Origin of the sequence: Paenibacillus auburnensis, from assembly GCF_927798115.1 — a bacterium.
GTDB lineage: Bacteria > Bacillota > Bacilli > Paenibacillales > Paenibacillaceae > Paenibacillus_AQ > Paenibacillus_AQ auburnensis.
In genome coordinates this window covers 64,349-79,558 of the sequence record NZ_CAKMMG010000003.1, presented here as the reverse complement: position 1 = coordinate 79,558, position 15,210 = coordinate 64,349, and the positions used below count along the sequence as shown (strand labels likewise).

Sequence of the window (15,210 nt, the reverse complement as noted above, 5' to 3'; positions counted from 1 at the left end):
AAAGGTGGCATCAAACAATGACAACAGAGGATCAGACCGGCTATCACGCAGGGATTGATGTTGGCGGTACGAAGACTATGTTTTGCATTACAGGCGGAGACGGCCGAATTCTACTGCTGGAGCAGAGAAACACGACGGCACATGAAGCGCCGGAGCCTTTTATGGCATGGCTGTTCAGTGAATTGGAGCAGCTTCTGGCAGGACTTCAGCTTACCCTTCAGCAGCTGAAAGGCATCGGCATCGGCTTTCCGGGAGTAATTGGCGATACTGAGGGGATTCTGACCCAGGCTCCGGCGCTTCCTTGGCCGGAAGAAGATATCCGGCCGGTCATCCGCCGTCATTATAAAGGGCGGCTGCACTTAGATAACGATGTGAATCTGGCGCTGCTCGGCGAATGCTGGAAGGGTGCCGCCCAAGGGAAAGAGCATGTACTGATGATCACGGTAGGTACCGGCATCGGCGGAGCAATGCTGCTGAACGGGCGGTTGTATAAAGGTGCGTCCTTTGCCGTCGGTGAAGCAGGGTACATGGTCGTGGATGCCGGATATGCCCGCAGCCGGTTTCCGGTTTCCGCCGCAGCCTTCGGCCCGCTGGAGGCGGTGGCATCCGGCAGCGGGATTACGGCGCTGGCGAGAGTCTGGCTGGCTGGTCCGGCAGCTAGGCAGGATTCCCGGCTGCTGGAGCTTGCCGGCGGCATAGCCGAAGCGGTGGACGCCCGGCATGTGCTGCAGGCAGCGGCTGAAGGGGACCCCGCCGCGCGTGAGATTATAGAGCAGCCGCTGGAGCATCTGGCGGCTGCCATTGCCAGTGCAGCAGTGCTGCTGAACCCGCAGCTGGTAGTGCTGGGCGGAGGCGTAGCGGCATCCGGAGAGTATTATGTGCATGAAATCCGCAACCGGGTGAACCGCTATCTGCCGTTTCCTGTTGCCATCGGGCCGGCAAAGCTGGGCAATAGGGCCGGGGCGGTGGGGGCAGCGGCTGCCGCTGCGGCGATTCTGTGGTAAAGGATGAATGCACTATGGAATATACGGCGATCATTCCGCAGGAAGCCAAAACGGAGCTGCTTAAGCTCCGCTTATTGTATTTATTGACAGGCCTCGCAGGCGGACTGTTTAATCCCTATTTAACGACCTTATTTGTGCATCAGGGCATCGGGGCCAATGTAGTCGGTGTGCTGATGTCGATCGGCACGTTACTGTCCATTGTAGTCCAGCCGGTGTGGGGACTGCTCGTTGACAGGTACCGTCAGACCAAGCTGGTACTGATTCTTGCGATCTCTGTACCGGCCTGCCTGTCTTTGTTTTATAGCTTCCAATATACTGCAATCATTGTGATAGTCTATATACTGTCTATTATCTTCCAGGCGACGCAAAGTCCTGTAGCAGATTCCTATGCGGTCACTGCCGCATCGAGGGGCCGTACTTCTTATGGAACGATCCGCAGCCTGGGCAGCCTGGGTACAGCACTGGGCGGCTATGCCGGAGGATTCTATCTGTCGAGCTTCGAGATCACCCGGCTGTGGATGCCTTTTCTGGCTCTTAGTCTGGCAGGAACCGCTACGGTGCTGACCTTATCCCGCAGTACAGAGAGCAAAGCTGCGGCGATTTCCCTGTCGCAAGGGATGAAGGAACTGCTGGGGAACCGCCTGTTCCTGCTGTTTCTGATTGCCTGCTTTTTCGTAAACCAGACACTGACGGCATACAACTCATTCTTCGTCCTGGCCTTTCAGGAGGCGGGGGGCAGCTATTCGCTTGTGGGCACAGCCCTGCTGCTCGCCTCCCTGACGAACATCCCTTCGATGCTGCTGGCCGCCCGAATCCTCAGGGGGATCGGCCATGAGCGGACGCTGCTGCTGGCGGCTTTATTTTATGCGCTGCGCTGGGGGATTCAGTGGCTGTTTCCGGTGCCGGCGGTCATGGTAGGCATTCAGGTTCTGCATGGACTGTCCTTCGGGCTGTTTTATGTGGCTGCTGTGGAATATGTGGCCCAGGCTTCCGGCAAAAGAATGCAGGCGACGGGCCAAAGCGTATTCAATATGGTTTTTTCCGGACTTGGCGGGATCGTGGGTAACCTGCTGAACGGGTATTTGTTTTATTCGGGCGGTGCACAGATGATGTATCTGGCTTGTACAGGTAGTGCACTTATCGGTGCGGGCATGCTATATTGGATTAACCGATTAGCGAAGATGCCCGTGTAATGTTTCCTGTCATTCATCGGGCGGCATGCTTCGGAACCCATTGAAGAAGGGCGGGAGTACATATGAGACGGAACTGGTCGAGAAGCATGATGTTCTCCTACTTCCCTATCTTTTTGCTGACCGTGTCTATCCTGATTTTCCTGTCGTTTCTGATCGTAGGCGAGCTGTCCCGCAGCGAAACCAACAAGGCGAACCGCATCTCTACAGGCTACGTCGTGGATTCCGTGCAGAATGCATTAAGTGATGTGGAGCTCTCTGTGCTTCAGGAAATGGAGACCAATCACGATTACGGGGATTTCCTGAGCGGGCTGAGTGATCAAGGTGACCGGACCCGGCTCTATAATACGGTGAATGATATGCGGGGGATGCTGTACCGCAACCAGCTGATTGATTCCATCTATATTTACCGTAAGTGGGACGATAAGGTGCTGACGCTTAACGGGCTGGTCGACCGGGATGTTTTTGCTGACCGGGATTATCTGGCCGGGGTGCTGGCGGAGAATGAGGAACGGAACTGGAGTGATGTCCGTACGCTCCGGTTATTCAGCTCTGATCAGACGGTGCGGGTGATTAGCATGGGCAAAATGCTGCCGCTGCCGTTTGGGGCAGAGGGTGTGGTTGTAGTGAATCTAAGCATGTACCGGCTCGAACGGATGATTGATGACATGACGAAAAGCCAGGTCTCCTTCATGCGTGTGCTGGGTGACCAGGGAGACCTGGTCTATGCTGCTCACCAGGAAAACGATATTCCGGAGGGGGATGTGCTGACCCGGATCACACTGGATAACACAGGCTGGACCTTTGAGAGCGGTATTCGTGCAGGCGAGCTGTTCGCCTGGATGTCTGTTGTCTCGTATCTCTGGATTATCATCGGTATCCTGACCGTTGTGCTGGGAACCCTGTACATCCTGTATATCACCCGCAAAAACTACCGGCCAATTCAAGCGATGATGAACCGGATCCAGGCACTGCAGTTCCGTGAAGAAAGCCTCGATAACACCTCGAGAAGCGAGCTTGTGCTGATTGACCGGGCGCTGGAAACGTTGATTAACCAGACGGTAAGCTACCAGAAGCAATACGATGAGAATCTGCTTGTCCAGCGGCGCCAGCTCTTTCTGGATTTAATGGAAGGGGAGCAAGGGACTTCATCGCTGGAGGAGAAGCTGCAGCACTTTAAGCCCTTTACGGATGAGGCGGTACAGTTTGCCTTTATTGCAGCAGAGATGAACCAATATGAGGAATTTCGCAGAAAATATCCGGCCAAGGAGCAGAACATGCTCAAGCTGACACTTATGAATCTGTTCCAGGAGCTGGCGGTTGAAGAGCAGCTGCAGGGCTGGGCAGAGTGGGTGAGCGGCAACCGGATCGGGCTGATGATCGGCAGCGGTGGGGATTTGCGGACGGGCAAGGATAGGCTGAGAATATTGGCTGAGCGTTATCTGAGATGGGTCAGTGATAATCTTGGGCTGTCGCTCGCGATAGGTGTTGGGCCGGTTGTTGACGGACTGGAAGCTATCTTGGATTCCTGCACCGCAGCGGAAGCAGCGCTTCAGCATAAGCTGTCGCTCGGCAGGGATATGATTGTACTGAGTGACAGCCTGCCGGACCGTTCCACCCTGCATTCCTATAAATATTTGCAGATGTTGAGTGAAATCGTCCGTGAATTCCGGATTGCCGACGAGAACTGGCGGCAGCGGGTGGATGAGCTGTTCCGCTGGTTCAGCAGCGATCAGATCAAGGATGAAGAGATTCATATGCTGCTGCATATGCTGATCCAGATGCTTGACCGCGAGCTTGGCCAGTTGTCGGACAGCCTGCGCAGAATGTTCGCCGAGCCCAGCCTGCAGGGATACTATAGCGAAATGGAGTCACAGACAACACTGGAGCAGGTCCACGCTGTGATACTGAAGTGGCTGGCCGAAATTTACCGGATTTATGTATCTGTGAATGAATCGAAGAGCTACCGGGCCATGATCAGCGAGATGAAGGTCTATATCGAAGAGAATTTTGACAACCCGGACCTATCCCTGAAGCATCTCAGTGACCGGTTTCAGATCTCCGGCAAATATGCCAGCCATCTGTTCAAAGAGGAATTTGATATGAAATTCGTAGATTTCCTGACCCAGCTGCGGATGCAGCGGGCGGAATATCTGCTGGCAACTACAAGCGATAATCTCCAGGATATTGCCTTGAAGCTTGGGTATACAAGCTCCATTACCTTTGGGCGGGTGTTCAAGCGGGTAGTCGGTGTAACGCCCGGCGACTACCGCAAGCACCGGATGAAGCCGGGTACAGATGAGCATGAGAATTAATCCAGCATAGGATGATAAGCCGACAGTCAGGCCGTTTTTTCGCCGGATTGCCGGCTTTTTCTGTATTTATTGACCGGCTTATAACTTTAGTTAGATTTCATGCAGGACAATTAAATTTATAATAACTAAAAATTGTATACCTCAGCTTATACAGCGGATATGTTGAGCTAGTTAAACGTGTTAAGATAAATGCAACTATACCTGATGCAGGCACATTTGAAGAATCGCAAAGAAGGGTTTGGAGGAATCAATACACAATGTCATTTGCAGACAGCATTAGGCTTCGGGAATTACTGGACGGAACGTGTATGGAGGTATCTTCCTTTTTAGATTGTGCTGTGGCGTTGACGAAGCTGGTTCAGTCTGCACATCAGAAGGATAAAGTCATCGGCTGCCTACAGCCTGGCGTGCTGCTGGTTCACAGAGAGCTGAAGGAAGCTTACCTGTCTGAAGAGGGCGGGGAGAATTATGCCTATCTGTCCCCGGAGCAGTTGAGCCGGAGCAATCCACTGCTGCCGGACAAGCGCAGCGACCTGTATACCCTGGGAATCCTGTTCTATGAGATGCTTACAGGCAGGCTGCCGCTGCAGGCCCGGCGTTTAGAGGATTGGATTCATGTACATATGGCTGTTGTGCCCGCACCGCTCAGCGGACTGCGGCCGGAGCTTGAGGGGCCTCTGGAAGATATCATTGCCAAGCTGCTGTCCAAGTCCCCGGAACAGCGTTATCAGAGTGCGTACGGACTGCTGGCTGATCTGAAGCAGTGTATTTCATTTCTGGACATAACAGGGAAGATTGAACACTTTGAGATCGGAATGAAGGACCGGATCAGCCAGTTTCGGCTGCCGAAACGGCTATTTGGCCGGGAAGAGGAGGCGCGTGAACTAAGGGCGGTGGTTGAACGGGCTTCGGCCGGCGAATCCGGCTTCGTTCTGGTTACAGGCCGTGCCGGCAGCGGCAAAACCTCGCTTATTGGCGAGCTGCAGCTTTCGTTCACCCGTGAAGGCGGCACGTTTATTACGGGGAAATGTGACTACATGAATCATGAGATTCCGTTCGCGCCTATTCTGCAGGCTCTCCGCCGGCTGCTTCGGCAAACCTGGAGCGAAGCTCCGGACAAAGTGGAGCAGTTAAAATCCCGGCTGCTGGACGCTCTGGGCCAGGGCGCAGGGATCATCACTGAAATATTACCGGAAGCCGTGCGGCTGCTCGGTACCATCCCTTTAGCTGAACCTCTTCCTCCCGCGGAGGCTGCGCTCCGTTTCCGCCGGCTGCTGCCGACGTTTATCGGTATGTTTGCCGGCGAAGACCAGCCGCTCGTGTTATTCCTGGATGATCTGCAATGGGCTGACCCGGATACACAGGATTTCCTGAGGGTCTTTGCAGAGGATGAAGTGACGAGCGGTATAGCGGTGATCGGATCATTTCGCTCAGAAACGCTGGAGGAGCGGCTGGACAGCGGGGATCAGAATGGGGCCTCCGCAGCCTGGCTTGAGCAGATGCTGGCAATGCAGCACAAACCATCTTCACCGCGTGTCCAGCATATAGCGCTGGAGCCGCTGACTTACGTGGATGTCAGACAATTCCTCTCGGATATTTTTGAAGAGAACACGGCACGTGTCCGGATGCTCGCTGAACTGCTGTACCACCGCACGGGCGGGGATCCGCTCTACATACACCGGCTGCTGGACAGTCTTCACCGCGAGCAATGTCTATATTTTGATGAAGCGCGGGGGAGCTGGGAATGGGATATAACGGCAATTACCGCCTTGCCGGAAGCGCCCGGGCTTCTCCAATTAATTGAACAGCGCATCCGGCTGCTTCCCGGAGATACCGTCGGCCTGCTGGGAATAGCAGCGGCGCTCGGATATAGCTTCCGTGTATCGGATATTGCTTCAATGAGCGGGTATTCTTTGGAAGATACCCTGGTGCTGCTGCAGCCTGCCGAGCTGGAAAGCCTGATCAGCCGGGAGGAGAGTTCCCCGGATATAGAAGCGGGCGGGCTGGTCTATTCCTTTCTGCATGACCGGATTCAGCAAGCCGCTTATGGTATTGTGCCGGAGGAGGAGCAGGCCGGCTTGCATCTGGCTATCGGACGCAGTATGAGCCGTAGCCTCGACAAACAGGCATACTCGGTTTTTGACCGGGTGTATCACCTCAATCTGGGCTCCCCCAAGATGGATGACCGTGCAGAGCGCAGAACGCTTGCCGAGCTGAATCTTCAGGCTGGCCTGAAGTCGAAAGCGACTACAGCGTTTGCCGCCGCATTATATTTTCTGGAGACAGGGCTACATCTCCTGGGAGACGAAGAGGCTGCTCCCGGCTCGCTGCCCTACAGGCTGATGCTGGAATTGCCGGAATGTGAATATATCTGCGGGTATACAGAGCGTGCGGCGGCGCTGCTCGACCGGCTGATGGGGCTCACCGGAGACCTGCTCGAACGTTCCAATATCTACCGTATCCGGATTGCTATGTATGCTTATTTGAAAAAAGACGAGCTGGCTGTAAAAGTCGGGCGTAAGGCGCTCGCGGAATTCGGCTGGAAGCTGCCGCTCAGACCTTCCCATGCCGCCATTTTAAAGGAAGTGACGCTGACTCAGACGGCCCTGTACCGCAAGCGTGATCAGCTTACAGCACTTCCGGTGAACCGCGACCCCCACTATAAAGCTTTATCTGACCTTATAATGGCCATTGCCAGCTCCGTATTTACGGTAAGTCTGGAACTGTCGGCGGTGCTCTTTTCCAGATTCGTCCGCTATGGGCTGAAGGCCGGGAACAATGAAGCCTTTGCCTATATTCTTGCCGGCTACGGGCTGGTGATTCTGCGCAATAAATTGTCTCTTTATCAAAAAGGGAAGCTGTACATTGAAACGGCCAGTCAGCTGTCCGCTCCTTTTGAAAGTGCAGATTTATCGTGCCGCCTCGATTATATCCGCGGGCTGGCCCGGCTGCAGCAGAATCCGCAGGAGGCGGGGGGTTATTTCCGAAAGTCGGTCCAGCATGGCATGGAGGCGGCCAATCTGTCTTTTGTCAGTATTGCAATGCTGACCTCTACCGTTAACCACACGGGAAGCCTGCATTCATTATCCAGGATGATCATGGAGTATGAGATCCTCTCGCGGAAGCTTGTGGATGAGGTTACGCTCAGCATTTTCCGGATTGCTAAAGAGTATATTGCCCGGATGCAGGGAGATACCGGCCTTAGTATGGAAGCGGCTCTTCCGGTACTGAACAATAGCCGTTCCGAGGAAAGTCTGAATAACGAAATCTATTATATCTGTACCTGTGAAACGGAGCTGGCCTATCTGGAAGGGAGATACCGGGACGCGCTTGTCTGGGTGGCTCAAGGCCGCTTTAACACCTTCCGGCAAACCCGGATGCAGGTGCGCAAACAGCATATCTACCATGCTTTGACGCTTGCCGCCCTTTATCCGGACGCCTTGCCGGAGGAGCGCAGCAGGTTCCGCCGGCAGCTTAACAAACAGCTGGACTCCCTGAAACGCTGGACCGGATATTTCGGACGGGATTCATCCGCCTGCCTGCTGATTAAGGCTGAAATCGAGCGGATTGACGGAAAACGGACGGCAGCAGCTAAAAACTATGAACTGGCCATTACAACAGCGCGTAGGGAAGGCAACGGGATGATGGAGGGAATTGCCTGCGAACGCTCTTCACATTTTTACAGAGCGGCTGGAAGTGTGGCCGGAGCAGACGGGTTCTTGGCTGATGCCTGCCGGGCCTATTCCCTGTGGGGGGCCGAAGGTAAGGTACAGCTGCTCAAGGAGCGTTATCCTGATCTGTCCTTGCCGTCTTTGCTGAAGGCGGGAGAGCTGGCGGCTGCAGAAACGGCTACAGCAATCATTGATAGAGAAGCTGTGCCGGAACAGCGCAAAGAGGCGCCATACCGGTTCGACGGGTGGCCTGAGCCCATAGAACGCCTGGATAGAATCAGCAGCTTCCTGGAGTCGGCCGTCCGGTATTCGGGAGCAGTACAGGGATATGTGCTGAATAGCGACGGCAAGAATTTTACTGTATCTGCACAGAGCGGAAACCTCGAGGCCCCGGTACGGGAGGAAGGCACGGTATTCGCGGAGTCTATTGTGCGTTATGTCGTTAAGACCACTGAGCCAGTGCTGCTTGCCGATGCCGGGCGCAGTTCCTTTGCCGCTGATCCCCACATCCGTAAGCATCCGGTGCTGTCGGTACTATGCATGCCGATTCTTTTTCCGGGAGAGGCCATGACCTCTGTGCTCTACCTGGAGAATGACCTGATTACGGGAGTGTTCACGCTGGATGGGCAGAACGTGCTGGATTTCATGATCGCCCGCATGGTATACCTGCATTCACAGCAGAGTGTAGGGCCGCAGGGGACTACCTATGAACATGAGCCTGAGCATGAACCGGGTGGGCCTGTGGAGCGCGCGGAGGATCCGCTGGTTGATTCTCTTACCTACCGGGAAAAAGAAATCTTATATTCCTTATCAGACGGATTGTCCAACAAGGAGATTGCCGAACGGTTCGGAATTACGGAGGGAACCGTGAAGAGTCATGTGTTCCGGCTGTACGGCAAGCTCGGCGTCAAACGCCGCGCCCAGGCTATTGCCCGCGCGCGGGAGCTGCAGCTGCTGGATTAACCGATAGCTTCGCCTATCCGGCGGCTGACACCCGCAGCAGGACATTCTCCAGTTCACCTGTGTCAATGGGCTTCAGGAGAGAATCCATCCCGCCCCGGCTAAACGCATCCAGTACAAAGGCATGGCTGCTGGTAACAATGATTCTGCTGTTAGGGTAAGTTTCGTCCGGGAGCAGGGACTCACTGAGCAGCAGCAGCTTGGCGTCGGTCACAATAATATCCGGTTCATGCGCTGCGATCAGCTGGATCGCCCCCTGATCACAATTGGCCTCCAGGATGTCTTCATTTTTAAACGACAGCTTCTTCAGCACCGGCTTCAATGAATCGCGCACATGCGCTTTATCGTCGATAAGTATGATTTTCATAATAAAGTTCCTCCTGTCTGGATAGGCCGTCAATCCGCGGCTTGCCGTCCCGGCAAGCGCTGGGGAAGTGCCAAGAGGCCAAAGGAGATGACCACGAGCAGCAGACAAGCCCAGTAGGCATGACGGTAGCCGACCCACTGCGCTGCAGCTCCGCCCGCGAGGCTTCCGAACAGTCTGCCGAGCGTTGTAGCGTTGGTATAGAGAGTGGAGGCATAGCCGGGCAGATCCGGCAGCAGATCCTGAATATAGCTGATCCCGATCGCCGAAATTACAGCTACGAAGAAAGCCAGCAGCACCTGCCCGGCGATAATCTGCCACAGTTCAGTTGAAGACAGCACCAGTACATAATAGGCTCCACCGAGAACAACTCCCCAGATCATCAGCAGACGGTTGGAATATTTAGCTGACAGAACGCCGAGTACAAGCATGAAGGGGATCTCCAGCAAGGCGCATATACTGGATACCGAGGCTACATTCTCTGTACTGCCGCCTAAAGTGTTAATAATAAACAGTGAGATATTCAGGTTGTTCAGCCAATGTCCGGAATAGAGCAGCGTCAATACAAGAAACGGAATAAGAACCCGCGGATTCTGATGCAGCTTAAGCTGCAGCTTGGGCTTGGCGCGTACAGAGCCTGCAGCTGCCGGTGCCGGCCGTTTCACGAAGAGAAGCATCAGTGCTGCGTTGATGACAAAAATCAGAGTGGTTCCGGTGAAGATACCCTGAAATCCGAAACGGCTGAGCAGAACCGCGCCGATGAGCGGGCCGGTGATGAAGCCCAGGGAGAACATGGAACGGAGCGTAGAATTGGCAAAAGCATGATCGGTGCTGCGGCTGGCATTGACCGCTTCCCGCGCACTGGCGAACAATTGCGGCATGGCGGATGCACCGGCTGCTGTGAAAATAGTCATGTAGATCAGCAGCAGATAAAATTCATGGATAAATAAATACCCGGAAAAAGCCAGAGCGTTAAAAAACATAGCCGTAACCATGAGGGTCTTCCGGTTCATACCGGTGTCAGAACGCCCGGCAATGAGCGAGCTGACCCAGACGCCGCTGATCAGAGTGATGGCGGTGAAAATGCCGAAAACACCGGCGGATACCCCTAACTTAGTGGTGAAGTAGACAGCCAGAAACGGTGAGCTGATGGAAATGCCCATCCCCTGCAGGATCATGCAAATCATAAACGTGGTATAGCCTGGAATGCTGAAAAGCTGGCGGATGCGAATTGACATTGATGTAAATAGTCTCCTTCGGAATTCTTTGCGGTATTCTCTTTGATTTGGTTATAGTATAGTGATTTACTTAAGATTAGTGAATGTTTTATCTGATTACAAACCTCTACTATTTGGCTGGGAAGGTGACAATTGTGGACTTGAGGCTGCATGCCTGCGCGTATTCCTTTCATACACTTCCATTCAAATCGACCTTTAGGCCGCCGCCGTTTTTTCTGTTCCGGTTGCAGGTGGTGGGGAGCTGCCGGGCGCTCGTTGACGGAAAAATGTGCCTGATCGAGCCGGGAGATTTGCTCATTTACCGTCCCGGAGATCCGTATTATCTGTCTGTTGAGGAGATTGACGGGAAGATTGAAAGCGGCGATTATTACCTGCTCTGTGAAGGTTCGTGGATCGAGTCCTGGTGGGCTGCCCAGCCGCGGCAGACACAGCAGCGGATCCATCTGGATGCCGGGATGCTGTCATTATGGCAGCAGCTCGGCCTTGAGCAGCACCGGATTGTGCAGCAGAATCCCGAGCTGATCCGCCATCTGCTCTGCGCACTCTGCTTATCGCTTGACCGCCTGCCGGTTGAAGCACTTTCCCGGCAGGACACCCCCGGGCGCTCTAATGAGCTGATCATGCGGATGAAGCGGTATATTAATGAGAATGCGCTGCTGCCGCTCCGGGTTGAGGATGTCGCGAAATTCGCCGGGCTGAGCGTCTCGCGGGCGGTTCATCTATTCAAAGAGAAGACCGGCTACACCATTATCCAATACACCCAGGAAATTCGTCTGTCCAACGCCATGGAGCGCATCCGCTATACGGATTTAAGTCTGGAGAGTATTGCCGGCAATTGCGGATTCGGGACTTATTCGTATTTTCACAAGGTATTCAAGGCGAGATACGGGATGTCACCCAAAGAAATCCGCAGCCGTCTGCTGGAGAGCGAACCGGAGGGCGACTACGTCATTACGAGCGGAAAAGAAATTAAGCTGACCGGCCTGTCCCTCGATGCTCTGAAGTTCCTCAAAACGGAAGAATAAATCTCTAATTTTGCACTGATTTTTATGTCAATTGTTCTGGTGTTTCTGAAAGCGGTTATCTTTTATGATGAAATAGGATGAAACCGTTATCATATAGACCGAAGGAGTGACTATGAATGGAAACCGCTACATATCCTTTTCAGCAGACCGACTTGCCGCTAAATGAGCGTGTGCAGGATTTGCTGTCGAGATTGACTTTGGATGAGAAAGTAAGTCTGATGCCGCAGTATCAAGCGGCCATTGAGCGTTTGGGCGTAGGCGCCTATAAGCATGGTACGGAAGGAGCGCACGGCATCTCCTGGCTGGGCAAAGCAACCTCATTCCCGCAGCCGAGCGGCCTGGCCTGCACCTGGAACCCGGAGCTGATGAAGCAGATCGGTTCCGCCATCGGCGACGAAGCCAGAGCCTTCTATAAAAAAAATCCGACGGTCAACGGACTGACCCTCTGGGCGCCGACAGTGGATATGGAACGCGATCCGCGCTGGGGCCGTACCGAAGAAGCTTACGGAGAAGACCCGGAACTGACCGGACGTCTCAGCACCTCGCTGGTGCAGGGAATTCAAGGAGATCATCCGGTATACTTGAAAGCGGTAGCAACGCTGAAGCATTTCCTTGGCAACAACAACGAAATTAACCGCGGTGTGGACTCCTCCAGCATTGATCCGCGCAATATGCGTGAATATTATCTGGAAGCCTTTAAGCCTGCCTTCAAGGAAGGCGGCGCCCAGTCGATGATGACCGCCTACAATTCGGTCAACGGAGTGCCGGTGATCCTGCATCCAGCGGTTATGGATGTGGTGAAGGGCGAATGGGAAATGGACGGATTTATAGTAAGTGATGCCGGCGATTTGTTCGGGATTGTGAAGGACCATAAATATTACGAGTCCTTTGCCCAGTCCATGGCGGAATCTATCAAAAACGGGATCGACAGCGTGACTGAAGAAACGGCTGAAACGATCAAAGTAATTCATGAAGCGCTGGACGAAGGACTGCTGGCGGAGGCAGATCTGGACCGCGCGCTATTCAATACATTCCGTGTTCGGTTCCGTCTAGGTGAATTCGATCCCGAGGAAGGCAATCCTTATGCATCTATCGACGACTCTGTCATTCTCTGCACAGAACATAGCGAGCTGTCGCTCGAAGCGGCCAAGCAATCCATCGTGCTGCTCAAGAATGAGAAGGCTGCACTTCCGCTGAACCCGCAGGAGCTGTCCAAAGTAGCTGTAATCGGGCCGCTCGGAGACGAAGCCTTCAGAGACTGGTATTCCGGCACGTTGGCCTATGGGGTCACTCCGCTGCAGGGGGTAACCAAGAAGCTGGCCGGCAAGCAGGTGACATTTGAAAGCGGTGATGACCGGATTATTCTGACTTCAGCAGCCAGCGGCCAAGCTGTAGGAATGACTGGAGAAGACGGCAGACTCGCTGTGCTGCATGATGTGCCGGAGCGCGGGGAATTGTTCCGCCATACCGCCTGGGGCTGGACTGCCCATACGCTTGAAGCGACAAGCCGCGGGCAATATGTAACCCTGAACGATGAGGGGACACTAACAGCCTCCGCTGATGAAATCTACGGCTGGTATGTGAAGGAATCGATGAACCTTGTGCCGGAAAAAGACGGAACGGTAAGCTTGCGGACCTGGAATGACAAGCCGGTCTCCGTCTCAGAAGACGGTACGCTCCGTGCCGGTGAGCCGGAGGACGATGCTAAGGCGCACACGTTCCGCAAAAACATCGTTGTGAATGGTGTGGAAGCTGCGGTTGAAGCGGCGAAGGCTGCCGAGGTTGCCGTCGTATTCGTCGGAAACCATCCGCTGCTGAACGGCAAGGAAGAAATCGACAGACCGGATATCGTGTTGCCGGAAGAGCAGGAGAATCTGGTAAAGGCTGTCTATGCAGCCAATCCGAACACGGTTGTCGTAATTGTCGGCAGCTACCCGATTACCTCCACTTGGATCGATGAGCATATCCCGGCGGTACTGTATACTTCCCACAGCGGTCAAGAGCTGGGCAACGCTGTGGCCGAAGTGCTGTTCGGCGGCTACAGCCCGTCCGGCAAGCTGAATATGACCTGGTACCGTTTGGTGGACCAGCTTCCTCCGCTGATGGACTACGATATTATCAAAGGCAAAAGAACGTACATGTACTTTGACGGTGAACCGTTGTATCCGTTCGGCCACGGCCTGAGCTATGCACAGGTGGCTTATAAGAAACTGTCGCTTGCGGCGGAAGAACTCCAGCAGGACGATACCATCAGCCTGAGCGTGGAGCTTGAGAACAGCGGCAGTGTAGAAGGCGATGAAGTTGTTCAGCTGTATGTGCAGTCCTTGTCCACCCGGATCAAACGTCCGATCAAGCAGCTGAAGGGCTTTGAGAAAATCCGTCTGGGCGCCGGTGAATCGCAGACCGTGACGTTCTCCCTGCCGGTAGCTGAACTGGCGTTCTGGGATGTAACCCGTGAACAATACTGTGTGGAAGACGGAGAATATAACATTTTAGTTGGCCGCTCCTCCGGTGACATCCAGCTGTCCGCCAAGATTAGAGTGCACGGCGATACGGTACCGGCCCGCAATCTCTATACTGCAACCAAAGCAGAGAATTACGACGATTATGAAGGCGTCTATCTGGATGAGTGCAAGGCAGGCGGTGCTTCGGTTCATCCGGTTCAGGACGGAGCCTGGATCGCTTTCAATAATGTGCAGTTTGCTGACGGAGCGGCAGCTTTCGAGGCGCTTGTCTCGTCTGTGAGCGGCGGCAGTATTGAGGTCAGAACCGGCAGTCCGACAGGTAAGCTTGCGGCAACCCTGGAGGTTCCGGCAGGCGGAGGGCTTCAAGAATGGCAGCAGCTGTCGGCTATAGCCGGAGTCGATGCCGGAACCACCGATGTATTCCTGCTCTTTGCAGGCGAAGTATTGCTCAGCCGTTTCCAGTTTACGCTGTAAATCCTGGCTGCGAAGTATGAATGGAACATGTACAGCCCTGTCATTTCTGGTTATCAGAAATGGCGGGGCTTTTTTACTGGATTAAAGTTAAACTTAACGGAAAAGTGGCGGAGGGGACTTATATCAAAAGAAAAAAAGTTTGAGGAAATGGAGTGTTAGACTGATGATGATTCATTAGGCCAACGAGCAGGATAATGCTGGTAATTACCGAATAAACCTATGTTAATATTGGTTAATAGGGGGAAAGGCTTGTGCTAATTGGCAGGGTAACTGAATAATATGAAACTCTTCCCTAGACCTAAATACCAAGGGTAATTCTTTAATTGTCATAAATGGAGGTTGTTCTAGAATCGACTGCTTTAATTGAAAGGAGTCGGAAGCGGCAAAGTATTAACCGTGTGTATCTGAAGCATTTGCAGGTCAGTAGGGCAGGAACGCGGTAGAACTACAAGCCAGAACACAGTATGAAGGTGCGCTGGAATCGAGCGAAGAAGTAAGCGGAGA

Annotated in this window: 8 protein-coding genes; 6 read left to right on the top strand and 2 right to left on the bottom strand. The window is 53.8% G+C overall.

The features are described 5' to 3' along the window. The first annotated feature begins 17 nt into the window (after nucleotides 1-17). The 4 genes from L6H70_RS14425 (at nucleotide 18) to L6H70_RS14410 (ending at nucleotide 9,143) form a co-directional block, all read left to right on the top strand. A complete protein-coding gene (locus L6H70_RS14425) occupies nucleotides 18-1,004 on the top strand; it encodes an ROK family protein (RefSeq protein WP_236334212.1) in 987 nt (328 codons plus the stop codon). Between the two features lie 14 nt (nucleotides 1,005-1,018). After that, complete coding sequence (locus tag L6H70_RS14420; RefSeq protein ID WP_236334210.1) at nucleotides 1,019-2,197, top strand: MFS transporter; 1,179 nt, start codon at nucleotides 1,019-1,021, stop codon at nucleotides 2,195-2,197. A gap of 62 nt (nucleotides 2,198-2,259) precedes the next feature. Continuing rightward, nucleotides 2,260-4,509, top strand: coding sequence for an AraC family transcriptional regulator (locus L6H70_RS14415; protein WP_236334208.1), 2,250 nt, complete (start codon nucleotides 2,260-2,262; stop codon nucleotides 4,507-4,509). 257 nt (nucleotides 4,510-4,766) lie between these two features. After that, nucleotides 4,767-9,143 carry a helix-turn-helix transcriptional regulator gene (locus tag L6H70_RS14410; protein WP_236334207.1) on the top strand — a complete coding sequence of 1,459 codons (4,377 nt, stop codon included), beginning with the start codon at nucleotides 4,767-4,769 and terminating at the stop codon, nucleotides 9,141-9,143. Nucleotides 9,144-9,156: 13 nt separating this feature from the next. Here L6H70_RS14410 and L6H70_RS14405 read toward each other — a convergent pair whose 3' ends face one another. Together L6H70_RS14405 and L6H70_RS14400 are read right to left on the bottom strand one after the other, a co-directional pair. Further along, nucleotides 9,157-9,507, bottom strand: coding sequence for a response regulator (locus tag L6H70_RS14405; RefSeq protein ID WP_236334204.1), 351 nt, complete (start codon nucleotides 9,505-9,507; stop codon nucleotides 9,157-9,159). A gap of 29 nt (nucleotides 9,508-9,536) precedes the next feature. Continuing rightward, the gene (locus tag L6H70_RS14400; protein WP_236334202.1) at nucleotides 9,537-10,742 is read right to left on the bottom strand and encodes a sugar efflux transporter; all 1,206 of its coding nucleotides are present in this window, start codon (nucleotides 10,740-10,742) and stop codon (nucleotides 9,537-9,539) included. Between the two features lie 134 nt (nucleotides 10,743-10,876). Between L6H70_RS14400 and L6H70_RS14395 the strand changes: the two genes are divergently transcribed. Both L6H70_RS14395 and L6H70_RS14390 read left to right on the top strand, forming a co-directional pair. Beyond that, complete coding sequence (locus L6H70_RS14395; RefSeq protein ID WP_236334200.1) at nucleotides 10,877-11,767, top strand: helix-turn-helix domain-containing protein; 891 nt, start codon at nucleotides 10,877-10,879, stop codon at nucleotides 11,765-11,767. 116 nt (nucleotides 11,768-11,883) lie between these two features. Then, a complete protein-coding gene (locus L6H70_RS14390) occupies nucleotides 11,884-14,706 on the top strand; it encodes a glycoside hydrolase family 3 protein (protein ID WP_236334198.1) in 2,823 nt (940 codons plus the stop codon). The last annotated feature ends 504 nt before the right edge of the window (nucleotides 14,707-15,210 follow it).

Coding starts and splice junctions, on each gene's coding strand:
- L6H70_RS14425 (WP_236334212.1), top strand. CDS start 18: ATGACAACAGAGGATCAGACCGGCTATCACGCAGGGATTGATGTTGGC.
- L6H70_RS14420 (WP_236334210.1), top strand. CDS start 1,019: ATGGAATATACGGCGATCATTCCGCAGGAAGCCAAAACGGAGCTGCTT.
- L6H70_RS14415 (WP_236334208.1), top strand. CDS start 2,260: ATGAGACGGAACTGGTCGAGAAGCATGATGTTCTCCTACTTCCCTATC.
- L6H70_RS14410 (WP_236334207.1), top strand. CDS start 4,767: ATGTCATTTGCAGACAGCATTAGGCTTCGGGAATTACTGGACGGAACG.
- L6H70_RS14405 (WP_236334204.1), bottom strand. CDS start 9,507: ATGAAAATCATACTTATCGACGATAAAGCGCATGTGCGCGATTCATTG.
- L6H70_RS14400 (WP_236334202.1), bottom strand. CDS start 10,742: ATGTCAATTCGCATCCGCCAGCTTTTCAGCATTCCAGGCTATACCACG.
- L6H70_RS14390 (WP_236334198.1), top strand. CDS start 11,884: ATGGAAACCGCTACATATCCTTTTCAGCAGACCGACTTGCCGCTAAAT.